Origin of the sequence: Lysinibacillus agricola (assembly GCF_016638705.1) — a bacterium.
GTDB lineage: Bacteria > Bacillota > Bacilli > Bacillales_A > Planococcaceae > Lysinibacillus > Lysinibacillus agricola.
Map to the genome: position 1 here is coordinate 2504976 of NZ_CP067341.1, position 22562 is coordinate 2527537.

General features: G+C 35.2%; 26 protein-coding genes and 5 pseudogenes. 27 read left to right on the forward strand and 4 right to left on the reverse strand.

Features of this window, described 5'->3' with window-relative positions:
• Nucleotides 1-56 precede the first annotated feature (56 nt).
• The 4 genes from ybiA (at nucleotide 57) to FJQ98_RS27555 (ending at nucleotide 2360) form a co-directional block, all read left to right on the forward strand.
• Nucleotides 57-545, forward strand: coding sequence for a riboflavin biosynthesis intermediates N-glycosidase (ybiA, locus tag FJQ98_RS11995; protein ID WP_053596558.1), 489 nt, complete (start codon nucleotides 57-59; stop codon nucleotides 543-545).
• 390 nt (nucleotides 546-935) lie between these two features.
• Nucleotides 936-1472 carry a site-specific integrase gene (locus tag FJQ98_RS12000; protein WP_053596559.1) on the forward strand — a complete coding sequence of 179 codons (537 nt, stop codon included), beginning with the start codon at nucleotides 936-938 and terminating at the stop codon, nucleotides 1470-1472.
• A gap of 177 nt (nucleotides 1473-1649) precedes the next feature.
• The gene (locus FJQ98_RS12005; RefSeq protein WP_053596560.1) at nucleotides 1650-2201 is read left to right on the forward strand and encodes a hypothetical protein; all 552 of its coding nucleotides are present in this window, start codon (nucleotides 1650-1652) and stop codon (nucleotides 2199-2201) included.
• Nucleotides 2202-2234: 33 nt separating this feature from the next.
• On the forward strand, nucleotides 2235-2360 hold the full coding sequence (locus tag FJQ98_RS27555) for a sigma factor-like helix-turn-helix DNA-binding protein (RefSeq protein ID WP_484502697.1): 126 nt from the start codon (nucleotides 2235-2237) through the stop codon (nucleotides 2358-2360).
• A 246-nt stretch (nucleotides 2361-2606) separates the two neighbouring features.
• On the opposite strand, the gene FJQ98_RS12015 is transcribed toward FJQ98_RS27555, so the two are convergent.
• Entirely contained in the window at nucleotides 2607-2726 is a 120-nt protein-coding gene (locus FJQ98_RS12015) for a YjcZ family sporulation protein (RefSeq protein ID WP_075807327.1), read from the reverse strand.
• Nucleotides 2727-2941: 215 nt separating this feature from the next.
• Here FJQ98_RS12015 and FJQ98_RS12020 point away from each other — a divergent pair, with 215 nt between their 5' ends.
• From FJQ98_RS12020 to FJQ98_RS12060, 9 genes and pseudogenes are all read left to right on the forward strand, one after another.
• Nucleotides 2942-3187: a hypothetical protein gene (locus tag FJQ98_RS12020; protein ID WP_053596561.1), complete on the forward strand. Its 246-nt coding sequence runs from the start codon at nucleotides 2942-2944 to the stop codon at nucleotides 3185-3187.
• 10 nt (nucleotides 3188-3197) lie between these two features.
• Nucleotides 3198-3551, forward strand: a pseudogene (locus tag FJQ98_RS12025) (replicative DNA helicase); the annotation flags it as partial.
• Nucleotides 3548-4042 carry a hypothetical protein gene (locus tag FJQ98_RS12030; RefSeq protein WP_053596562.1) on the forward strand — a complete coding sequence of 165 codons (495 nt, stop codon included), beginning with the start codon at nucleotides 3548-3550 and terminating at the stop codon, nucleotides 4040-4042. The pseudogene FJQ98_RS12025 and the gene FJQ98_RS12030, both read left to right, overlap by 4 nt.
• Nucleotides 4035-4154 (forward strand): BH0509 family protein, encoded by a 120-nt coding sequence (locus FJQ98_RS12035; RefSeq protein ID WP_143115039.1) that lies wholly within the window; start codon nucleotides 4035-4037, stop codon nucleotides 4152-4154. The genes FJQ98_RS12030 and FJQ98_RS12035 overlap by 8 nt, the downstream gene beginning before the upstream one ends.
• Nucleotides 4155-4596: 442 nt before the next feature.
• Nucleotides 4597-4794 carry an XtrA/YqaO family protein gene (locus FJQ98_RS12040; protein WP_053596563.1) on the forward strand — a complete coding sequence of 66 codons (198 nt, stop codon included), beginning with the start codon at nucleotides 4597-4599 and terminating at the stop codon, nucleotides 4792-4794.
• A gap of 576 nt (nucleotides 4795-5370) precedes the next feature.
• Nucleotides 5371-6225: a YrzE family protein gene (locus FJQ98_RS12045; protein WP_053596564.1), complete on the forward strand. Its 855-nt coding sequence runs from the start codon at nucleotides 5371-5373 to the stop codon at nucleotides 6223-6225.
• A gap of 139 nt (nucleotides 6226-6364) precedes the next feature.
• Nucleotides 6365-6910, forward strand: a pseudogene (locus FJQ98_RS12050) (site-specific integrase).
• A 209-nt stretch (nucleotides 6911-7119) separates the two neighbouring features.
• Nucleotides 7120-7470, forward strand: a complete 351-nt coding sequence (locus tag FJQ98_RS12055; protein ID WP_053596567.1) for a sigma factor-like helix-turn-helix DNA-binding protein — start codon at nucleotides 7120-7122, stop codon at nucleotides 7468-7470.
• 200 nt (nucleotides 7471-7670) lie between these two features.
• The gene (locus FJQ98_RS12060; protein ID WP_053596568.1) at nucleotides 7671-8666 is read left to right on the forward strand and encodes a hypothetical protein; all 996 of its coding nucleotides are present in this window, start codon (nucleotides 7671-7673) and stop codon (nucleotides 8664-8666) included.
• Between the two features lie 659 nt (nucleotides 8667-9325).
• Here the strand turns inward: FJQ98_RS12060 and FJQ98_RS12065 are convergent.
• Both FJQ98_RS12065 and FJQ98_RS12070 read right to left on the reverse strand, forming a co-directional pair.
• A complete protein-coding gene (locus FJQ98_RS12065; RefSeq protein ID WP_053596570.1) occupies nucleotides 9326-10072 on the reverse strand; it encodes a 3'-5' exonuclease in 747 nt (248 codons plus the stop codon).
• 209 nt (nucleotides 10073-10281) lie between these two features.
• Nucleotides 10282-11849 (reverse strand): annotated as a pseudogene (locus tag FJQ98_RS12070) (IS3 family transposase).
• A gap of 347 nt (nucleotides 11850-12196) precedes the next feature.
• Here FJQ98_RS12070 and FJQ98_RS12075 point away from each other — a divergent pair.
• From FJQ98_RS12075 to FJQ98_RS12135, 13 genes and pseudogenes are all read left to right on the forward strand, one after another.
• On the forward strand, nucleotides 12197-12628 hold the full coding sequence (locus FJQ98_RS12075) for a BrxA/BrxB family bacilliredoxin (protein ID WP_053592823.1): 432 nt from the start codon (nucleotides 12197-12199) through the stop codon (nucleotides 12626-12628).
• The gene (locus FJQ98_RS12080; RefSeq protein WP_053592822.1) at nucleotides 12616-13407 is read left to right on the forward strand and encodes a class I SAM-dependent methyltransferase; all 792 of its coding nucleotides are present in this window, start codon (nucleotides 12616-12618) and stop codon (nucleotides 13405-13407) included. The genes FJQ98_RS12075 and FJQ98_RS12080 overlap by 13 nt, the downstream gene beginning before the upstream one ends.
• A 170-nt stretch (nucleotides 13408-13577) precedes the next feature.
• Nucleotides 13578-14402, forward strand: a complete 825-nt coding sequence (locus FJQ98_RS12085; protein WP_201406704.1) for a TIGR02452 family protein — start codon at nucleotides 13578-13580, stop codon at nucleotides 14400-14402.
• A 31-nt stretch (nucleotides 14403-14433) separates the two neighbouring features.
• A complete protein-coding gene (locus FJQ98_RS12090) occupies nucleotides 14434-15000 on the forward strand; it encodes a hypothetical protein (RefSeq protein ID WP_053592820.1) in 567 nt (188 codons plus the stop codon).
• Nucleotides 15001-15384: 384 nt separating this feature from the next.
• Nucleotides 15385-15630, forward strand: a complete 246-nt coding sequence (locus FJQ98_RS12095; RefSeq protein ID WP_053592819.1) for a hypothetical protein — start codon at nucleotides 15385-15387, stop codon at nucleotides 15628-15630.
• A 258-nt stretch (nucleotides 15631-15888) separates the two neighbouring features.
• On the forward strand, nucleotides 15889-16164 hold the full coding sequence (locus FJQ98_RS12100) for a hypothetical protein (protein ID WP_053592818.1): 276 nt from the start codon (nucleotides 15889-15891) through the stop codon (nucleotides 16162-16164).
• Between the two features lie 152 nt (nucleotides 16165-16316).
• Entirely contained in the window at nucleotides 16317-16529 is a 213-nt protein-coding gene (locus FJQ98_RS12105) for an antitoxin VbhA family protein (protein ID WP_053592817.1), read from the forward strand.
• A gap of 71 nt (nucleotides 16530-16600) precedes the next feature.
• Nucleotides 16601-16897: pseudogene (locus FJQ98_RS12110) on the forward strand (kanamycin nucleotidyltransferase C-terminal domain-containing protein); the annotation flags it as partial.
• 804 nt (nucleotides 16898-17701) lie between these two features.
• Entirely contained in the window at nucleotides 17702-18550 is an 849-nt protein-coding gene (locus FJQ98_RS12115) for a PucR family transcriptional regulator ligand-binding domain-containing protein (protein WP_201406705.1), read from the forward strand.
• 31 nt (nucleotides 18551-18581) lie between these two features.
• Nucleotides 18582-19340 (forward strand): PucR family transcriptional regulator, encoded by a 759-nt coding sequence (locus FJQ98_RS12120; protein ID WP_201406706.1) that lies wholly within the window; start codon nucleotides 18582-18584, stop codon nucleotides 19338-19340.
• Between the two features lie 153 nt (nucleotides 19341-19493).
• Nucleotides 19494-20438, forward strand: coding sequence for a DUF1177 domain-containing protein (locus tag FJQ98_RS12125; RefSeq protein ID WP_201406707.1), 945 nt, complete (start codon nucleotides 19494-19496; stop codon nucleotides 20436-20438).
• Nucleotides 20431-21090 carry an AroM family protein gene (locus FJQ98_RS12130; RefSeq protein ID WP_053592813.1) on the forward strand — a complete coding sequence of 220 codons (660 nt, stop codon included), beginning with the start codon at nucleotides 20431-20433 and terminating at the stop codon, nucleotides 21088-21090. Before FJQ98_RS12125 ends, FJQ98_RS12130 begins: the two co-directional genes overlap by 8 nt.
• A gap of 545 nt (nucleotides 21091-21635) precedes the next feature.
• Complete coding sequence (locus tag FJQ98_RS12135) at nucleotides 21636-21803, forward strand: hypothetical protein (protein ID WP_158002955.1); 168 nt, start codon at nucleotides 21636-21638, stop codon at nucleotides 21801-21803.
• 171 nt (nucleotides 21804-21974) lie between these two features.
• On the opposite strand, the pseudogene FJQ98_RS12140 reads toward FJQ98_RS12135, so the two are convergent.
• A pseudogene (locus tag FJQ98_RS12140) lies at nucleotides 21975-22205 on the reverse strand (transposase); the annotation flags it as partial.
• On the opposite strand from FJQ98_RS12140, the gene FJQ98_RS12145 reads away from it, so the two are divergent.
• A complete protein-coding gene (locus tag FJQ98_RS12145; protein ID WP_143114576.1) occupies nucleotides 22145-22456 on the forward strand; it encodes a glycosyltransferase in 312 nt (103 codons plus the stop codon). The pseudogene FJQ98_RS12140 and the gene FJQ98_RS12145 overlap by 61 nt on opposite strands.
• Nucleotides 22457-22562 lie beyond the last annotated feature (106 nt).

Sequence of the window (22562 nt, forward strand, 5' to 3'; positions counted from 1 at the left end):
GTTTGACGTTATAGAAGATTAAATAATAGGAATCTATTAATAAAAAAGGAGATAATATGAAAGAAACTAAAGACTTTGTATTTTTCTGGGGAAAACAAGATGTATTTTCAAACTTTTATTACTCACCGTTTAAACATCAAGGACAGTTATTTAATTGGAGCGAACAAGCTGTTATGTATCGAAAAGCTAAACTATTTGGCGCAGATAAAATTGCTATGCAAATTATGAGAGCACAAACACCAGAAGAATGTAAGCAGTTAGGACGTAGTAGACAAATTCCATTTGATGATAAAGTTTGGCAAGAAAATCGAGAAAAAGTATATTTAGAAGTACTTTTTGATAAATTCTCAAATCCAAAATTAAAATCAATACTTTTGAAAACAGGAAGCAAGACATTAGCCGAAGCTAGTCCATTCGATAAGATATGGGGAATAGGTATTGACTGCAATCATCCAGATGCTACAAATCCTTCTAAATGGCGAGGTTTAAATTTATTAGGTAAAACACTTGAAAAAGTTAGAGAAACTGTAACTGAAATGGAGTGAGCAGTATGTTAGAAATTAGGGGATTAGTGAAAAATGTATTGATGGTAAAGAACATAACTAACTGGTGTTGATAAAGCACTATGGAATTTTTAAATTTTTCGTGACAGTTTAATAGCAGCCTTTACGGAAAATACCGGAGGCACTAACAAACAGGTGAATGGCCTGTTTGTTAGTGCCTCTTTTTATTTTATTAAAGGGGTGGAGGACATGAGGACATTACAAACAGAGTTGGAACAAAAAGGGATTAAGTAAAGAAGTTAAAGGGCAAGCGTCAAAAAGACGCCAACCTAAAAAGAAGATGAGTCAAAGAGAAATTGAAGGATTAATGGGAGTTAGACGCAGCACTTCAAAAGAGTAAATGGAGCATTTAGACAGAAAGGATGATTGTAAATGAAAGTTGTTCAGCCGATACGTGATCCAAAAAAGGTAAATGCAATGCTTCAGTATTTAAAAAGCATAAATGAAAGAGATTATATGTTGTTCTATATCGGTATAAGTGCTGGTCTTCGAATATCTGACATGCTACAGCTTCGAAAAGAAGATGTTCAATACGCTCATATAGATATCGTGGAAAAAAAGACAAACAAGCCAAAACGATTCACTTTTCCACCGTATATAAGGAAAGATGTTCAACGCTATATACAAGGTTTGAGTGAAGGTGAGTATCTATTTAAAAGTCGACAAGGGGACAATCGACCAATTGATAGATCGACAGCGTATCGAATCTTACGTAAAGCAGCAGAGGAATGTGGAATTAGAGAAATAGGGACACATACATTACGCAAAACATTTGGTTATCATTTCTATTTAAAGTCAAAAGACATAGTGGCATTACAAGCTTTATTCAATCACTCATCACCAGAAACAACATTGAGATATGTAGGAATCAACCAAGACGTATTGGATAAAGCAATAGACAATTTTTAACCAGATTGGGTGAGATGATTAATCAATTTCTTTTTTATTTATACAGTACAACATAAAAAAGAGTGGCGTGCACTCATATTGAAAAGTGGATTGAAGCATTGATAATACAGGGTTTGTGATAAAGGGCGAGTGCACCAGTCTATTTATTGAAGTGCGGTAGAGGGGGCAAAAGTAAGAATGACCATAGATGAAGCAAGAGAGCAGATAAAGAGGTTAGAAGACTATATTGAAATGGTTGAAGGATATGTTCCAGAAACGTTTGAACAACATGCTATTAAGCTTTATGTCTTGCATGAACATGTAGCAAGAGTAGCTAAAATGTTGAATGAATTAGGTTTTCGTATTGGTAAACGAAAAGTAATTGGAACGGACGTATTGGATATTTTAAGGGCCAAGCCAACAGATGAATTACACGAACTGGCAGTGAAGCTATTTAAACTAAACAAGAAAATGGTTAAGGGGCGAGTAAAAATGGAGATCATGAAGAACTATGCGGATTTATTATGCATTATAGATATTGTAAAAGCTGAAATTGAAATGCTTGAGGTTGATAAGGAATATTGGATTGGCAAGAATGAGCATTTACCATTTTCCTCAATAGGTGTAGCGAAGTATGGGCTTGATGTTGCATCACAGCGTACTGATCGCTTGAATGGACGTATAGCTTCACTTGAACAAAAGTTAGAACATTATCAAGCAATTGAAAAAGAGATTCGTGAAAACGTATAGAAGCTTGAAGGATTAGAATACAAAATAGCTAAGCTGCGTTTTATCGATGGTATGACATATCAAGAGATTGCCGATAAGTTAGGATATTCTTATGGCTATATTCGTAAGGTAGTGTCACAAGGTAACAAAGAGGTAACAACGACACTTGTCAAAGCGTGATATATTTACAGATGAAGAAACAGGCAATACCAACTAAATAGACGTTTGCGGAAACGTCAACACTGCAAAGCCACATCTATATGTTGTGGCTTTTTATTATGCCTTGAGAGGTTGAGCATGAAATTGAAAGAGGGAAATTTAAAAGGATCACCCGGAGGATAGTGACCCTTAATAATGATTTGGAGGTGTAAGGTTAAATTGGTATTACCTTACAATAGTTATGAGCATTATATGCGGTATTGGGTATTAATAACATCTATTCATAAAACTAGTGCCGACAATAATCAGAAGAATGAATAGAACAACGACTAAAGCGAATGGGTTTCGTTCGCGACGCTCTTCGCGAATTTCTCCGCAGTATCCCATAAAATATCCCTCCTTTCTATAATCTATAATATGTATAGTTTTCAAAAGGGATTGCGATATTTATCTTAGGGATGCGTTAGAAAAATGTTTAAAAATAAATATGTTAAAAATAGGTATACACTATCAAGAAAAAATAATAGATGTTAGCTAAGTTATATCCAATCGGGTATGGCTTTTTATTATGCATTTAACTATGAATTGTGGAGGGATGAACAATGGAACTTACAAAAGAAGAAAAGATTGTATTAATATCAATGGTTACTGATTGTTTAGGTGTTGAAGCACTTATCGAACTATGTGGAAAAGAAACTGTTAGCAAGCTTGATGTACTGTCAATTGATATGGTAGGTAATAGTACAACACCAAATAAGATGAATGAGATTGGCCCAAGTGTAGTAAAGAAATTAGTTAATAGTATCTTAGATGATGAACTACCAACACGATTGGAAGGTAGTGAGTAAGGTTGATTAAAGAAGCACGGAAACAAGAACTGATACAGGGCAAATATCATGGGATTTAAAGCAAATGGCAAAGGAGTTTAACTGCCCTGTAATTTGTTTATCCCAGCTCAATCGAAGTGTGGAACAACGTCAGGACAAGCGGCCTGTGATGAGTGACTTACGAGATTCAGGCAATATTGAACAAGATGCTGATGTCATAGCATTTTTATATCGTGACGATTACTACTCCAAGGAGTCCGAAAGTAAAAATATTTTGGAATTCATTATCGCTAAACATCGAAATGGACCAACTGGCACAGTTTCCACAGCCTATATAAAAGACACAGGTCGTCTATCAAATATTTCTTGGGGAACTATGAAATGAGTGAATTAATCACAGTAAAGGAGATATTGGAATATGCTACAGAGTTTGAATTGTACCGCCTTGCACATCGAGTATTTTGGGCTGTATCTACACAACGAATTAATCTAGCAGATGATTCTAATAAATTGGTAGAAGTAATCTATGATGAAGTTGCTGTTCGTGAAATGACGAATCGTAACGTGCTTGGAATTGGCCGCATTAAGTTATATGTCGTAGAAAGCTTTGCACAATATGCTTTTTACTTTGCTAACAATCCACTTGAGGTCAGCATGCTACATCGTGAGAAATTTGGTGAAGTGACAGGAGCAGTCACTGAAGCACATCGACTATTGACAAAGGTGATGTATTTTGCCGATTTGGATATTCAAATTTCATTGATTGAGCACCGCAAAACTATTGTACAATTTCCCGCTTATCTTGGACATGCAGCTGCAGGGCAATATATTTTGCATCGTCTAGATCAGCATAAAGGGGTGAGAGGTATTGTCTAAGCAAGAACGTGAAGAAATTATTGCCATTATCATGCTGCGTAAAAATTATGCGGAGGAAATGCTACGAAATATGTCGGACGAGCAGCTAATAAAGACGTTGGATGAGTTGTAATTTTTGAAGGGGAGGAACAGGTAAATGAAATTTAGAAAATGGTTATTGTTGTCTCTGGAGCATCGTTTAGTGATTATCAGAAATGCCATTAAAACTAAAAATGTTTTTAAGAGAAAAATCTAACTTCAGGAAATGATGGATAATGTAAATATTTATGAAATCATTGGCGTTTCTTTTGATCCTGTATACATGGTGCCACCAACTTAGTGATAATGAAGAAATTCTTATCGATAAATATACGATTCGGAAAACAGATAAATTTTATGAAATTGAAAATGGAGACTTGCATGAATGCTTTAGGGAAAAAGAGGGGTGCTATCAATTTCTAAGCAATTTGATCATGAACAATTAAAAAAACTATGGCGGCAACCATAGCTCTTCAATAACAAAGGCTTTTCCCTTGTTAGCAGTATAACCATTATAGCATAAGGGGGAAGCTATTGTGCGTTTAAAACAACTAGAAATTTCAAATGACGGCATCCTACAAGTTGACATCATGGAATTACCAGAAAATTGCGTCAACGTACTTTCTGATGGCATCGCTAAATTCACTGAGCTTCCGGCGCAAGCTAAAACTAAGATCGTTACTTATCAAGGGAAGGTAAAACGGGTTGAGTTTGATGAAGGTGAGGAGTTTTGAAGTTAAATATTGGTCTTGATGGGAACATTTATATTGATATAATAGAATTAACCGGAATTTATGAATGGTTCTTAAAAAATATTATATAAGTAGACGGATTTTCTAAATTTTATTTCATAGGTTAGATATGGATTATTCGGAATGAGAGGTGAAGAGTTTTGATAATAGCGCTGAAATCAATTACGATAAAATAGAAGAAGGTATCTCTACTTGAGTTCAGCTAAGGTATAGGGAAGACAATAAGATAATTGATAAAATAGTAATATGTGTAGGAAAACATTTAAAATTATGGTCGCAAAGTAAAGGGTTCAAACATTATAATCGTGAAGTGGAAATTAAAGAGTTTACCAAACATGAATACTATGGAATTAAGGCAAAGGTGAAATTTTTAGATAATAATAGAGTAGGACTTATAGAATTAGATAATTTAAGAAATCTATAGTTACCAATTACCGGAAGAATAGTAATAGGTTTCAGCTAAAGTATCACTTGATTGACACATAATTATTATATTGTCACAAGGGAAAATCAATGCTGTTTATTCGGAATAGGTAAAATAGACGAGGGAGAGAAATTTTGAAAGTAAGAACTTATTTTAAAGAGGTTTTAATATTTATTTTATTAATGATAATAACTACATTAATTTTAGGGATACTAAATTCTGCTTTTAGCTTTAATGATAGTATTATAAGTCCAGTTGCAACTTTTTTAGGGGCTCTTTCAGGAGCGGCAATTACAGGAGGGATTGCAATTAAAGTAGCTCAGGATCAAAATATGAATCAAAATATGCTATTTGAAGAACAGGTTAAAAAAAGAGAAGAAGAACTTCAAAGTGAAAAAAGGAGTATAGAGTTTAATAAGAATTATAACCAAATAGTGGTTCTTTTTTACATTGAAAAGGATCTTATTATTATGATGCAAGAATGTATTAAATTAAATAAACAATATAGACAAGTAATACAAAATGATAATTTATATCAAACCGTGTCTAAAGTGAAATTTTCTGATGGTAAATATTGGATGGATATTGATAAAATTATTGATGTTGATTTACGTATTAAACTACAAATGTTTAGAGAACAATATGATTCCTTAGTAAATTTGCATCGAAAAAGTACTATAGAATATCAAGACGAGTTAGAATTAGTAAGCATTGAGATAGAAAAATTATTACATTTAGAGAAAGATAATAAAATAACAAAAGAAGAAAGAGTGCATTTAAAGCAGAAGCAGCTTAAGAAACTAAATTTAGAGGCAGATTGGGAATACTATTATCAAGAAAAGCAATATGCTTGGAATGCTTTTTCAGATTTAGCTCATTACGAATTTGGAGAAGATTTAAGAAAGAGAGTTAGAGGAGAATTAGAAAAAAGTTGTGATTTTTGTGGAGTTGAGGAACCAATTGATTTATCACAATTTATAAATTATTAAGTATATCTGTAAAAAGTTCTACCAGCTATCTGGAGGACAACAATGGATAGTAGCAACAACTTGCTACTATCCATTGTTGTCCTCCTTTTTATTTCTCATGAAAAAGTGCTTATAAGAATCAACGAAGGAAGAATAATGAATGAATTTTGTACAACCAATACGTGATCCAGAATACATTAGAGTAATCAAAAAATATTTGTTTGATTGGAACTACCGTAATTACATGCTGTTTGTTGTTGGGATTAACAGTGGTCTTCGTATTTCTGACATCTTGCAGCTAAAAGTTTCAGATACCCAGAAGCCATACTTTAGTATTGTTGAAAAAAAGACTAAAAAGGCCAGACGTATCGAAATGACACCACAATTAAAACGAGAGATAAAGCAATAAGTTGAGGGCAAGGATGAGCGTGAATATTTGTTTAGTAGTCGAGAAGGAGTTAATAAACCAATCAGCCGAAGCACAGCATACAAAATATTAAATAAAGCAGCATCAGATGTTGGACTGGAAGAAAATATAGGCACTCATACTTTAAGGAAAACATTTGGCTATCATTTTTACAAACAGACAAAGGATGTAGCACTTTTACAGGAAATATTGAATCATTCATCACCGAAAATTACGTTGCGTTATATCGGCATTAATCAAGATCAAATGGACAAGGCGATGAAGGACTTTAGAATTTAACTATTCTATTTAGTTCCCTTTAATAAGATGGTGAGGAATTGAATTTTAAGAAATGGCTAAAAGTGTTGTAATAACTAGCTCTAAAGTTATGTGTTGAGTTCAACACAATATACATTGAAGTGAACTGAAAGGGGCCAAATGGTGATGGAAATTATGAAGAATTATGCGGATTTATTACGCATTATCGATATAGTAAAAGCTGAGATTGAATGTTGGAGATAGACAAGGAGTATTGGATAGGTAAGGATGAGCAGTTACCATTCTTTTCAACTGGTGCTAGTAAGTACGGACTTGATGTTGCATCTCAGCGAGTAGATCGTTTGAACAGACGTATTACGTCACTTGAAATTAAGCTTGAGCATTACCAGGCAATTGAAAAAGAAATTCGAGAGAACATAGAGAAGCTAGAAGGATTGGAATATAAAATTGCTAAATTGCGTTTTATTGATGGCATGACCTATCAGGAGATTGCTGATGAGTTAAAGTATTCATATGGTTATATTCGGAAAGTAGTGTCACAAGGTAACAAAGAGGTAACAATAAGACTTGTCAAACAGTGATATATTTATAGATGAAGAAAAAGGGAAGCGCACGGAAATGCGCTATAAACTAATTGTCTTACAATAATAAGCACGTTCGCTTGTACGTGTGTTTCGCAAACAAGCATTGTGACTGCTTCAAAAGGAGCAGTCTTTTACTATTCCATTTATATTAAAATTAATGTATGATTTTGTTATTATTTGTTTATAAAGGAGTATTTATGGGGGATATAGTAAATGTTGAAATTAGAGCTTGGTGGTTATTAATAATACCATTATTATTAATATTTTCTCTTTTTATTATTGCAATGGTTATGAAAAATCCAGCTAATGAAAAAGAGAAAAATATAGAAGAAAAAGAGAAAACATTAACTAGTTGGATTGAAAAGAAAGATATTTTATATTGGTTGTTAATAATGTGTCTAGGAGCAATCAGTATATTTACTTATCAATATAGTGGCGATAAAAATGTAATTAGCCATTGGGGATTTGCGGGTACTATTGTATCTATAATTTTAGCGGTTCTTGCAATCATATATACTTATTATCAAAGTGCTACAACAGTGGATTCAACTAAAAGACTTGAAAAATCTGCAAAAAAGGTTGAGAAAGTATCAACCAGAGTTGAAGTAGCTACAAAAGAACTTGAAAATAATAATTTAAATGAAATAATTAGTGATTTAGAAAAACGACTGTCTAGCCTTCTTTTGGAAATGAGTCATGGGATACAAGAAAAGCTAACTGCAAATTTTGAACCATTAAAGGTCTTTATGAATTTAAATAAAACTGTTTATTCTCTTGATAGTGGCATCGATATTCTAAATAAAGAAGAATGGGAAAAGTATTTAAACAACGTAATTATGGACGATCTGGAACCTGCAGGAATAACTTTACTTTATTCTTATTTTTTGTATGAAAATAAGTTGAAATATACAGATAAAGATACAAAAAAATGGTTAATTTTTACGCTTAGATCCGAGGGTGTTTCTGATGATGAACTTGAAATGTTTTGGGGTACAATTAGAGGTCAAATGAGGTTATTCTCTTCTTTGAATGTATTTACTTATTATAGATCTGAAAAAAATGATGATGAAGATGGCGTCTTAACTTATTATAATGAGAATGTGAAAAATATAATTAAAAACATTATAGAAAAAAATGGTGAACATTATAAGTGGGTTATAGAAGATTTAAAATTGAAATTTAATGTTAAATGAAAATCATTGGTGATGTAGTTAATATTGATGGTAATTACAGGACCGTGACTGAAAGAGCTTTTACATACAGTCCAAGAAGTATCATAGTTACAATCTATTTAGAAGAAATATAATCAGGATTTTCAAAGTCACACTCATTATGAGTTGTGGCTTTTTATTATGCTTCATATTTCTAGTAGTAACAGATTATTACGTTAGCATTATGGTTAGTGTAGAAGGCGGTGAAATAGATGAGTGTGAAAAACAAAGCAAAATATTTTAATATGGTTACAGTTATATCTATGTTAGTATCAACTTTCTTTTTTATAAAGATTGTCCTAAGAGAAGGAATTGAACAAGTTCATTATTTAACAACAATATTATATGTAGTAGCTATCATAGTGTCGATTATAAGCATTGTAGTACATTGGAAAAATAAACAGGTCATTAAGCGAAATGAAGGTCACGTCTAACCAGGTGTGACTTTTTATTATGCCTTGGTGGGTGGAGCAATACATTACCTGAAGCTAAACAGATTGCTGAACGTGCTATTTTAGAAGGTAAATTAAGCTATCCTACAATTCGAGGTACAACTAAATAATTGAAAAGCCCAGGTACTCAATTAATTTTGAGCCTGGGCATTTTTTAGTTGCAAATACAAGGCTACTCTTTTAAATGACCTAATTTTTAACTAAGTTTTCTTCATAACAATATTTATACAATTCAGCAGTTACATAGCAATCGTGTAGTGCATCGTGTGATTTTAAATGATTCAATTTTAAGAAACTTTTCAATGTAGCCAATTTGTGATTTTTCGTAAAGTCAATATATTTACGAGAAAGTGATAACGTGTCAATAACTCGATATTTTACATAAGATAATTTTTTCATATTATTAATATTTGTAAGTAAAAATTTCATATCAAAAGGAGCATTGTGAGCTACAATTGTTTCACCTTCTAAAAACTCCACTAATTCATATATCTTATCGAATATATAAGGAGCGTCCTCTACATCTTCATTTGTAATTCCAGTGATACGCGTTATCTTTGCTGGTATATTCTCAATCGGATTTATGTAAGTGAAAAATTCATCTACCTTTTCAAAGTTGCGATATTTAACTGCTGCTATTTGAATAATAGAACTTTCCTCTGGATCAAGTCCAGTAGTTTCAAAATCAAGTACTGTAAAATCAACAACGAATTTTCTTGTCTTTGTGTACTTTAAGTATTCTTTACTATCATTTATACGTTTTGGCTCATTAAATTCAGCCCTTAATGTAAGTGTGGAAGGCTCATTCATTCTTAGTTTTATAGAACCAAGTTCATTTTCTTCCTGTACTTTAATTTCCTCTTTAGGTTCTTGTTTTTCAACAGATTTATTAATAATTGGTTGTTTTTTAGAAAATAATTTTTTTAACCAATTCATGTTAACAACCTCCTCTTATATTACATTTTAGGTAATAAAGGAACGGTGTTTGTCAATATAGTTGTCGCATTTAGTTACTTTAGTATTTTGAAAGATTGGATGAATCCCCATGTTCAGTCAAGGCTACCATGCTGCGCTTGCTGGCCTGGTGATTAAGATTGAAAGAAAAAGCGTGCTTTCAATCTTAATCACCAGGAATTGAGGGACTATTATGGTTTTTTCACTAATTCGGTTTGCCCCTCATCTCGCATTGGATTGAGTGCTACTTGTTCATTCGGTGCCCAATTTCTTGTACTTCGTGTCCAACGCTCCGGATGCTTCTCCTTCGCAGCCTCGTACACGTCTTTTCGCTTTTCTAATAGGGCTACGTGTTGGCCCGTATGACACTGCACTGGTGTTACAAAATTCAGCCCGCTATGCAGGTGAATCTCGTTGTACCAATGGACAAATTGCTGTGCCCATTGTCTTGCTCTTTTAAGTGTTTCAAAACCTTTGTGTGGAAAATCTGGTCGATACTTGAGTGTCCGAAACATCGCCTCTGAGTAAGGGTTATCGTTACTCACACGTGGTCTTGAAAACGAACTTTGAATGCCCATTTTCTCTAGTAAACCTAGGAATGTCGCGGCTTTCATTGGACTCCCATTGTCGGAATGTAACACAAGTGGTTCGCCTTGGATTTTTTCACTGATTACTGCTTTTTTCACGAGTGTTTCGGCGTGTTTGGCCTCTTCAGTTTCCCATACTTCCCAGCCAACTACCTTTCTACTAAACAAGTCGATAATTAAATAGAGTCGATAATATAATCCTTTCACTGGTCCTCCGAGCCAAGTGATATCCCATGTCCACACTTGATTTGGCGCTGTTGCCAGATGACTTTCTGGGATTCTTCGCTCTGGCTTTTGACTACGTCCTCGATGATGCTGCATCTTTTCTTCACGCAATATACGATAAAATGTCGATTCTGATGCAATATAGGTCCCTTGGTCCGCAAGCCTTGGCACAATTTGTGTAGGTGGACAATCCGCATATTTCTCTTGCTTCAAAATTGTTAGTATTTCCTCTTTTTCTTCTTGTGACAACTTGTTTTTAGGTGTAGGACGTTTCGTAAGTGGGCGCTGATCAACCTTCACACACCCATTGGATGTCCAGCGTTCATACGTACGTACACTAATGTGTAGTTCCTGACAAGCTTTCGCTAATCGCGCACCATTTTGATTGGCTTCTTGGATGAGTTCTATAGCTAATGCGCGATTTGATGGGCTAATCATTCGTCCTCGTTGTCCCCCCAAATCGCTTGGGCCTTTTTTCTAAGCAGTAGTAATGCAGCAGCTTCCGCAAGTGCCTTTTCCTTCTTTTGTAGCTCTTTTTCCAATTGCTTTGCACGCTTTTGTTCTTCCTTCAACGCGCCATTCAACTGTTTCGTTTGATCTGATGTTTGACCATTTGCTTGAAGGCATACATTGCGCCAAGCTTCAATTTGTTCGCGATACAACCCTTTCTTACGGCAATACTCCGACAACTCAAGCTCATTCATCGTGAACGTCTCCATCACGATTAAAAACTTGTCTTGGCTATTCCATTTATCACTGGTTTGACCATTTCCAGGCGTTGCCACACCAGCTGCACGTGCTTCTTTACGCCACTTGTACAATGTCACTTCTGTAATGCCTTCTTCTTTCGCAATTTGTGCCACTGCTTCATTATTCGGTGGCATCATGCGTTTAACAATTGCTTCTTTTTGTTCTTGCGAATATCGCACTCTATTTCTTCCTGTCATATCGATCGACCTCCATGTTATTTACTTAACTATAACACTAAAGCATCCTACGACATCTATCCTAACAGAGGGGGGGAATAAAAGTACATATAAAAAACAGACAACTGTAATTAATACCTATTAAATTAGTACCTGCTAAATTGTTAGTACAGATTAAAATCCATTTTTTAGGTGTGTAACGAGCATCGATGAAACGAACCTCGATACACAAAAAAGTCACCAAAATCACAAAAAAGTCACATTCCCCCGAAAAACGCATGAAATCGGGCAAAAGGCAAGTCTTTGTACATTCATGAAAAACCTTGCTATAATAAGCTTTGCGAATACATATGAAAGAGGGTAAAAGCATGAACGCTTACGATGAATATATGAAGCAGGTAGTGAAGCCGATGCGTGAGGAGTTAGTGGAGGCTGGATTTACGGAGCTTACGACGGCTGATGCGGTGAATGAATTTATGGCAGAGACGAAGGGGACTTCGTTGGTGGTGATTAACTCGGTTTGTGGTTGTGCGGCTGGGTTGGCGCGTCCGGCTGCTCGTGAGGCAGTGGAGGCGGTTAAGCCTGATCATCTTGTGACTGTTTTTGCGGGGCAGGATCCTGAAGCGACTGCTGCGATGCGTGGCTTTTTTGAGGATGTGCCACCAAGTTCACCGTCGATGGCGATTTTAAAGGATGGGGAATTGGCATACTTTATTCCACGTGAACAGATTGAAGGGTTCCCTGTGGAGCAAATTGTTACACATTTAACAGGTGTTTTAGAGCAAACATGCGAGAAATAAAAACTATTGTTACGACAGCGGGCAGACCAGACGATTTATCGTTGGCGCTCGCTGCTTTTGCGTGTGAACAATTAGGTGCTTCGTTTGAGCCAAGAAAAAAGCGTTCTGTTCGGAAGATTTCACAGGAATTGCATGCACATGTGATCGTTGCTGGGAAAAATCGCTTTGAGTATTATGCTTTTGGTGCAAATGAGCCGTTTTTCTTTCATCCGAATTCAGCGGCGTTTCGCTTAAAGCGTATAGCTCGTGGGGAAGCGGAGCCGTTTTTAGAAGCGGCACAGCTTGTAACAGGGGATTCGGTGCTTGATTGTACGTTGGGACTTGCTGCGGATGCTATGTTGGCGGCTTATACAGTTGGCGAAGCAGGCCGAGTTGTTGGGCTGGAAGCGAATCCGAATGTGGCATTTATTGTTGAGCAGGGTATGAAATCCTACGATACGACAGAGCTACCGTTAACTGCATGTATGCGCCATATTGAAGTGGTGCAGGCTGAAGCAATTAGCTATTTAAAGGCTTTACCGGACAATTCGTTTGATGTCGTGTATATGGATCCGATGTTTGAAGAGGTTATTGAAGAAGCCAATAATTTTGAGGCATTACGCTTAGCTGGGGAGCATGTGACATTAACAGATGAATGGGTAAGTGAGGCGAAACGAGTGGCGAGAAAGCGTGTCGTGTTAAAGGCTCATTTCCGCTCAGAATGGTTTGCCAAATATCAATTTCGGCAATATACAAGAACGACTGCGAAGTTTCATTATGGTGTTCTGAACGTTGACTGAAGTAAATATTGAAGAGGCTGGTTCATTGGACTGGTCTCTATTTTTTTATCTGAAATTCAAAATATGGTAATATGAAGCAGTATTAGATTGTTAATTAATTGGAATGTTTTCTAGGAAGAAAAGAATTGATTTAATACAAATAAAAAATTTCTATAAAAAGGAGAACTACAATGAATCGAAAAGAAATAGCTCAGGAGACGTTGCGAATTCAAGAGCAAGGTTATTATGAATATCGTGGCGAGCGAATTGATTTTGCGGATGCACAGAAATTTTCAGAGGAAAATAGTGAGTTGATTGACCCGAAGCAGGGGGAAAATATCGTTCAGGAATGTCTTAAGCTTCCAAAAATGCAACAACCGCCTTTATCTTCTATAGGTAATGAGGCAACGGTGAAAGCAATAATTGACTTTGCTGAAGCAGGAAAAGAGAAAATTGGAGTGTTAAACTTTGCGAGTGCAAAAAATCCTGGTGGTGGATTTTTAAAAGGTGCTATGGCTCAGGAGGAAAGTTTGGCAGCTTCCAGCGGGTTATATAAAACGCAGCTTTGTAATGAGGGCTATTATAAGGCAAATCGTGCGAATCGATCGATGATGTATACGAATTATGCAATTTATTCTCCAGATGTAGTCTTTTTCCGAGATGAGCGCTTTGCTCTGATGAAACAGCCAGTGACAGCCTCGGTGCTAACGTTACCTGCTGTGAACTACGGACAGGTTGTGGCGAAGGAGAAAAATAGTCAGGAAGCAGAACGTGTAATGAAGGATCGAATGCGATTAGCATTAGCGATCTTCGCACATAAAGGAGACAAGCATATAATTTTAGGAGCATATGGCTGTGGTGTCTTTCGAAATGAACCACAAAAAATTGCTACATGGTGGCGTGAGCTATTAGAGGATGAAGGCTATGGACAATTGTTTACAGAGGTTAGATTCGCCGTATTAGATACTTCTAAAAATCACAGTTGCATTAGTGCTTTTACTAATATAATAGATTAATTAAATTAGCAAAAGAAGGATGCGGCTAGATATGTCATTATCGAAAAAAGAAATTAGAACATCATTTGAACTTGATTTACTAAATAAGGCACAGTCAATGGAACTTACGAAACCTCCTGGTCCATGGGAACACGAAACAATTATCCCTGCATCCGGCGTATTTGCGTGTGGATGGGATCAAGATGAAAAAGTTGTTCTGATTAGCGGCTCAGGTTACAGCATTACAGAGCCAATTACAGGTACTCGAATACATAGAGATGATGATGTTAATACGACCTATGACAGTATAAGTGAAGATAATTTATTTTTCACTATACCTTTTACTAAGGAAAAAATAATGATATTTGGCTTTGAAGCTGGCGACGGTATTCATGGAACAAATGATGGATGGCATGTTGAAGTCATTTATCCTTGGTGGCCACGAGCAACTGTCGTAATCGATAATGTTTTTAAAGCAAATCACCAATATTTAAAAGATGCAACTGCAATTGACTTAGATCGTTTAGATGGCTCGATCAAATGTGGATTTTCTCCACCAGGTAATCATTTAATGATTATGGGTTCAGGAGGAGCTTTAATCTGTTCTAGAACTGTCTGATGGATCTCTAATAAACAGTATGACATAGTGAATTTTCGAACTACTACTAAGAAAATAGCGGATATATAATAATGAACGCTTGATAGTTATTTTGCAACGGTATATCAGCGTGAGGATGAGACCAATGAAGAATTCTCAAAAAAGCTAGAGCGGCTTTTCCTGTCTGAAAATCAAAACTGTGCGTGTGAAGTTGAATTTAAAGAGCTTTACAATCAATGTGTATATGATTTTGGGTTCACCTTGGATGAGGATTTTTATGAGTCAGTTTTTTTATGAGTCACCTTTAACTAAACTTAATTTATTACTACATGACGATTTCTCTGGGAATCACAATTCTAATCCACACTGCAAGATATATGTTTATAATTAAGGCGAGGTGAAATTATGGAATATAAATTTGCATCAACTGAAGAACTTCTTGGATTTTTGAATGAAGAATTATTGTCTGGAGCTGAAGCAGCATCGATATTAGAAATATCAACGGCCCGACTAGGACAATTAGTGAAAGATGGAAAATTAAAAGTTGCTAAAGAGCAACCTAAAATGTTCTTAAAAAGCATGTTACTTGAGAAAAAAGATGAACTCGAATTACTTCGGAAGAAATATAGACCATATGAGGATTTGAAGTAGGAAATTACGAACAAAATTCTTATAAATATAGAGGAAGTGGGTTGAAATAAGAAAAAAACTCATGAGGAAAACCTGGAGGAAGTAAAGGCTGTCCTGGCATTTGAAGGCTTAGCGCTGTTACCAGAATTGGAGGAGCTCATATTGAAAGAAGCCAAAGAGGAGATTACAGCTTTCCAAAGTGAAGAAATGGCAATGGAAATATTGGGTTATAGGAATAGTTGAGTACTTGGTGGTTTCATTTAAAAAGGGGTGTTGAATATGGAAAAACCTTTAAATTATGAACAAGCTTTCAAAATTGAAATATTAAATGAATTCGCTAATGGTGTCTATAATCGTTTGTTAAACTTTGTTTTGAATAATGGTATGGATCGACAAGATAAAAATAAGTTTTATAATGTTTTATTAGACCAGTTTGTTGAAATGCTCGATCTCGATCTTTTTGAAATGTCGTTTGAAGAATTAGAAGTATTAGATGGCTATTGGACCAATATGAATAGCTATATTAAAGAAATAACAAAGAAAAAATTAGCTTGAAAAAATTAGACTTAGCTTATTTTTCTGAAGATCCGTTTCAAGTGCGTTTACAACAACATATACAACGATTAAGCAGAAATAAAACGGTACAAAAAAATCCCGTTGTTTATAGATGAATTTCAAAAAACATAATAAAAGTGAAGTGGATGAATATGAGTAAATACAGCATTGCTAATACAACCAGAGAAGAAAGAGCAGAAAGATTAGCGCAAGCGGAAGCAATTAACAGCTTAGGAGCTAAACCAGTAGCGCCTGAAGATCAGGAATTATTTCAGAGACATATTGACGGTGAATTGGAAATTGAGGAAGTAATACAGATGTTGATTGATAAATACAAAAAATCTCCTAAAGCTCTGAATGATTAATTTCGGAGCTTTTTTGAAATTAATTTGCAACAGCAAACTACGATAAGAAAAGAGATTAATCTCGTTAAATGCAAGGCCCTCAAACATTTTTACCGATTTTGGCGATGGAAATTGCTACAGCGGGTGCGATGATTTTAGGATTACACAATAAACAATTTTTCACAACCTCTGCACAAGTATTACCAGAAGCGTTGTCGTTTACAGATAAGCCTGAGGGGTTTGACGTTCTATGTGAGTTGGTGATGTCTGGTAATCTCTCTGACCCACAACGAATTATTGCGATCTGCGAGAACTATTGGCATTCTTTACTAAAATGGTCTGCTCAACATGGATACCATATTGAATGTTCAACTGATATACCTTGGTAAATTAAAATGAAATCTTTACTTTTTTAATATACCATGCTATAATATGTATCGTGCTATTTTAGGTGGCATATTTCTGTAATCTGGCATTCTGCTTTATGTTTTTTAGGATACTTATTCACACTGGCGCATGCTTTGGGGCTGCAAGGACGCAAAAGAAGGTTGGGTTTGCGTTGCTTAAGTTAGAAGGCACACAGTGGAATTTTACCGCGGTGATGAAACATATATTGTTTTGAGATAATATTCCCCAGATGATTGGGTTGAGACTTTACAATTTACGAAACATGTTACCTATTAAATACTAAAGGGGTAGCTTCGCAAAAGCGAGGCTGCCCCTTGTCTAATTTTCCGGGAAATGAAGATGAAAGGACAGTCACTGAAATGTTTCAGGAAGCATTACATTGTGCTCGTAGGAGGATCAGTGACGGATAGAACCTTCGAACTGACATATAGCTGAGCCGGAAAATTTGGCGAGGCTTCAGGTTGAGCTTCATCTATTTGATGTAGAATCTATATAAGAGCCTTCAGACAGTAGACAGACTTTGGCTACTGTTTTTTCTTGTTTAAAGAAACTATAGAATTTCAAGTTGTGTATAACCAAGGGCATAATTTTCGTCTAGGCTAAAGCGCTACATCCTCAAGGCTGCTTCGTTCTCTCGGGCCGGATGCGTATTTGTTCTGAAATGAATCTCCAGCTGTTTGTATCCGTGATAGTTCTTTTGGATTATTTTTTCAGATAAATGTTCCAATATAATTGAACCTGTGTAACAATTATTAATATTTTTAGTTAAGGAGTCCTCAATTTACTTGTGGTATAATGCAATGCAATGTCTCAACGAAATTGCTTTTGTTATTATTGTGAAATTCGTTGGCAACACGTTAAGTTACATTACAAAAATTCATAAAGGCGGAGATTGTATGCTAATACGTGATGTTATGGATATTATGGAACCACTGCAAGGCTATTTTTTATGTGGTCATGAAGGAAATGAACGTGAAGTGACATGTGTTGAAGTAATGGAAGTTCCAAATTTAGAAGATTGGGTAGAAAAAGGTACGTTAGTTTTGACTACTTTTTATTCAGTTAAAGCTAGTCCGATCTCTCAATTACAACTGATTAAAATTCTAATTGAAAAAAACGCTGCGGGTTTAATTGTTAAACTAGGTCGATTCATTTCTGAACTGCCGAAAGAAGCGATTGAATTAGCTCAAAAATTTCAATTCCCTATTATTATATTACCATCAAACATACCATATATTCAGGTTCTATCTCCGATTTATAAAAAGCTGAATGTGACGAATGGTAAACTAATGGAACCTTTTTCAACGAACTTACCTGAAACTGTAGAGCAGTTATTAAATGAGCTTTATGAGAACTATGGTATTGTTTCCTATGTAGAAAATCCAGAAGGAAAGTTACTAGCAATCGGTCATTACGCCATCAATGATACGTGGCGCAACAACAATTTACTGTTTTCTCGTCATTTACAACAAGATACATTTTATGATGAGTTTCTTTATCAAGAAGAGGTGTTTATTGCTGATAAAGAAAATTTAAATCGGTTTGTTGCACCGTTATTTTATAAAGGTCATTTTATACGGGGTGTTTCATTTTACGTATCGCTCAAAAAAACAACGGGATATCTTAACGTTTGATTTGATGAGTGAATATATTAAGAAGTTTCAATTGACATTGTTAAATGAACTGTTAGCTTTGCAAAATGATCTTCTTTACAATAGGGTGGAACTAAAAGAATTGTATGAACATCAGTATGAGCTAAACCATATTATTTTACTACATATTGAAGGACCAGAAGAAATTTATACGATGAAGCATAATTTTTTTATTGATTATTCATTATTCGTCTTCAAACATTTAAGATTAGTTCTGCAAAGCTTACCTGCTAGTAAGAATATTTATTTTTTACAACACCCTGAACAAACGTGTATATTGTTATCATTCCAAAATGCAACGACAGATTCAGTTATTCAAAAGCAATTAGAAGCTGCTTTAATGGATTCCTATATTCGCCATTACGTCATGGCAATTGGCACACCTTTTAAAACTATGACAGAGCTAGAAAGTCAGTTAGATCATGTGATAAAAATTATGCCAATCGGTCGTAAGCTTTATCCGAATGAAAGGGTATTCTCTTACAATAGACTAGGCATTTATAAATTTTTAATTTCCTTAAGTAATCATGAACAAGTATTGCAATATGTCGATAAGATTTTAGGACCATTAGATAAGGTATTGCTTCATACGCTAGAGGTATATCTTTCTCAAAATGGTAATGCATCAAAAACGGCTAAACTTTTATATGTGAATCGGCGCACAGTCACACTTCGATTGAAAAAAATACAAGAATTATGTCAGGTGGATTTACAGGATTCGGAATCCATTTTTATTTTAAATTTTTGTCTGAAAATTAAGGACATACATTAAGTGATCAAAGTGGGTAAAAAAATAGTGAAAGATGATCAAAAAACGCCCTACCTTGCTTATATAATTCAGAATATTGTTGCTTTATAGTGGTGGAAAGAGATGAGTATTCTCTTTCTTTTTTTAATGAAAAGAAAAGATTGTGGAGGGGTAGATATGGCGCTAAAGCAGACATTAACGATTTTAGATGTATTAGATCATCCAAAAGTGAATGGTGAAAAAGTGATACAACTATTTGAAAGATATGACGGTGTAGAAGCCTTCTATCAAACTGTACAAGGTGAACAAGGTGCAACAGACTTTGTGAAAATTGTCATTCCAGGCACGGAAGGAAAATTGAATCATGGGCATGCACCTTCTTTGGGAATTATTGGACAGCTTGGCGGTATAGGGGCAAGACCTGAACGTAGCGGCTTTGTGTCAGATGGTGATGGAGCAGTTGCGCCTATTGCGGTTGCTTTAAAGCTTGCAGAAATGAAGGACCGTGGTGATGTATTAGCAGGAGATGTATATATTACTACTCATATTTGTCCGAGTGCACCAACTGAGCCGTATGAGTCGGTAGAATTTATGAGTTCCCCAGTAGATGTTTTTACGATGAATCAATATGAAGTTTTAGAAGAAATGGATGCCATTATTTCAATTGACACAACAAAGGGTAATAAAGTAATGAATCACCGAGGAATTGCTATTTCTCCAACAGTAAAAAGAGGGTATGTGTTAAAATTTGCAGATGATTTAATTCGCATTAAAGAAATGACAACAGGTGAGTTGCCGGTTACTATTGCAGTAACAACACTAGATATGACGCCGTATGGAAATCATGTCTATCATATTAATAGTATTTTACAGTCAGCGGTAGCTACATCTGCACCAGTAGTGGGCTTAGCAATAACGACAAAAAGTGTTGTGCCGAGTAGTGGAACAGGTGCCAATCATGAAATAGATATTGCTCAGGCTGCACGTTTTAGTATTGAAGTAGCGAAGGAATTCGGAAGGGGTACAGCTAAGTTTTATAATGAAAATGAATTTAAGCGTTTGAATAAATTATACGGTTCAATGACACATCTTCAAACTTTAGGGGTGACTACGAATGAATAAAGTCGGTATTTTAACAATTGGACAATCGCCTCGTTCAGACATTACACCTACTTTTAAAGAAATATTTAATAAAGATATTAAAATTGTGGAAAGAGGAGCATTAGATTCCTTAAACGAAGCGGAATTACTAAAAGTTATTCCGAAAAAAGAAAAGAACATATATGTTTCGCGATTGCGTGATGGCAGATCAATCTTAATTGGCAGAAGAAAACTACTACCATTATTACAATATGAATTATCAAAGTTAGAACAAGAGGTTGATATGGTCGTCATACTATGTACAGCTGATTTTCCGACTTTAACATGTGAAAAGCCCATTTTTTATCCAAACCGAATAGTAACACAAGTTATTGGTACAATGGCCAATCAACCGAAGATAGGTTTAATTGTCCCGCTAGAAGAACAGAGGAGAGCCATGCTAGAAAAGTGGAGAGGTGTTACAAATGATATCACTTTTGCTGTTGCCTCCCCATACGACTATGGCAACTTTAAAGAAGCAGCTCACTACCTTAAAGATTACCAGGTCGATGTAATTATTTTGGATTGTATGGGATACAATGAAGGACATAAGCAGTTAGTTAAGAAAGAGAGTGGTATTTTAACAATTTTACCGCGTACTTTAGTAGCAAGAGTTGTACTTGAATACTTATAACAAATCGTCCAGCCTGTAATAATGTAGATAAATTTGGTCTACAGTATTTTTCATTTTTAGGAAAAGATTATTCGCTTTTCTATAAGGAAGAGAATTCCTTAAAGATAGGGACTACGGGCTTCGGGATTGGCAATAACAACATTGAAAAGTCCGCGTATTTGCGGACTTTTTTTGTAACAGAAATTGTATTAGTTCGTGAAGCATTAAGTAAATGATAAATGTATTTGATTTATCAATGTTTACACAGCTTTTCTAATTATTTAGCCTCAATTTTAGCCCCAGTTCCGATTTCTAAGCTTCTACTGAAAACTTCCATGGAAGTGAAACTATTATGGTAAATTTCTACCATAGTATTTTTGCAACCGAAATGCACTGAGGGATTCATCAAAAATGGCGAATCCCTTTAAACGTTTTTAAGTGCCCATGATTCTTTTCTCTTTGGTGAAGCTGATAATATTTCTGCTTTTTTCTTGCCTAGTAAATATCGTGTAAAAAAATAGTTACTAGATAAAGAACATGGGAGCATTTATAATAGCTGGTTAAGTATGGATCTGTCTATTCCTTTAGACGAGGAGGATATAGATGATTATCTTGAACATGCGAGCAATCCGTCGGTAAAGCTATATGAAGAGAAAAGCGATGGAAGTGTAACGTTTCATGAAGAGCTATCAATGAACGCAACTGCACTATACATATTTAAACGATATGATTAATAAATAACCGTTAATTTATAACCTAATTTACTGGATTAGTGGGGACTGTCAATATTTTTGTGTAAATGACAATCCAACCTTTTCTTATAGATCATCACTTTTTGATTTTAAATAGATTTGTTCGAAGGAATGATTTTGGTTTTTTGGAAGGGTTCCTCCTGCTTATTCTTGTCACTCAAACATCGCTTCAAGTTCTGCTCGTGCCTGATTGAAACCAATATGACAACGTGTCGCAAAGTTTTGGTTGTAATCTTCGAACTGTGAAACAAGGAAGCGTTCAAGTGATTCTTCATTTGGAAATTGCTCTTTGTGTTTTGTATATTTCTTGATTTTTTTATTAAATGACTCAATCAGATTGGTGCTATAAATACTACGCCAAATCGCTTTTGGAAAGCCATAAAAAGAACGGCTGTTATATCGTTTCGACTGATGTTGATGGGGCTTCGGATATTACCCAAAATCAACGCTACGGGTCAATTCATCCGACACATGATTGGCAAAGTGTTGGACGGACATTGCAGCATATTACTAATCAAGAGGTTTTATTGGCTGATACATGCGAACATCTCCAAGCATTCGCAAGAGAGGAATTAAATTGGAAGCATATTGTGCGAAAAGTATCTGAATATTTAGAGGAAAAGCCGATCGAATAAGAGGAGTATTCTTTGATGGACAATAAATTCAAAATTTTGACCATTTGTCATTATATAACGTAATTGGAGTGTTGACAGGGCAACTTCTTGGAAATCAGCGTCAACA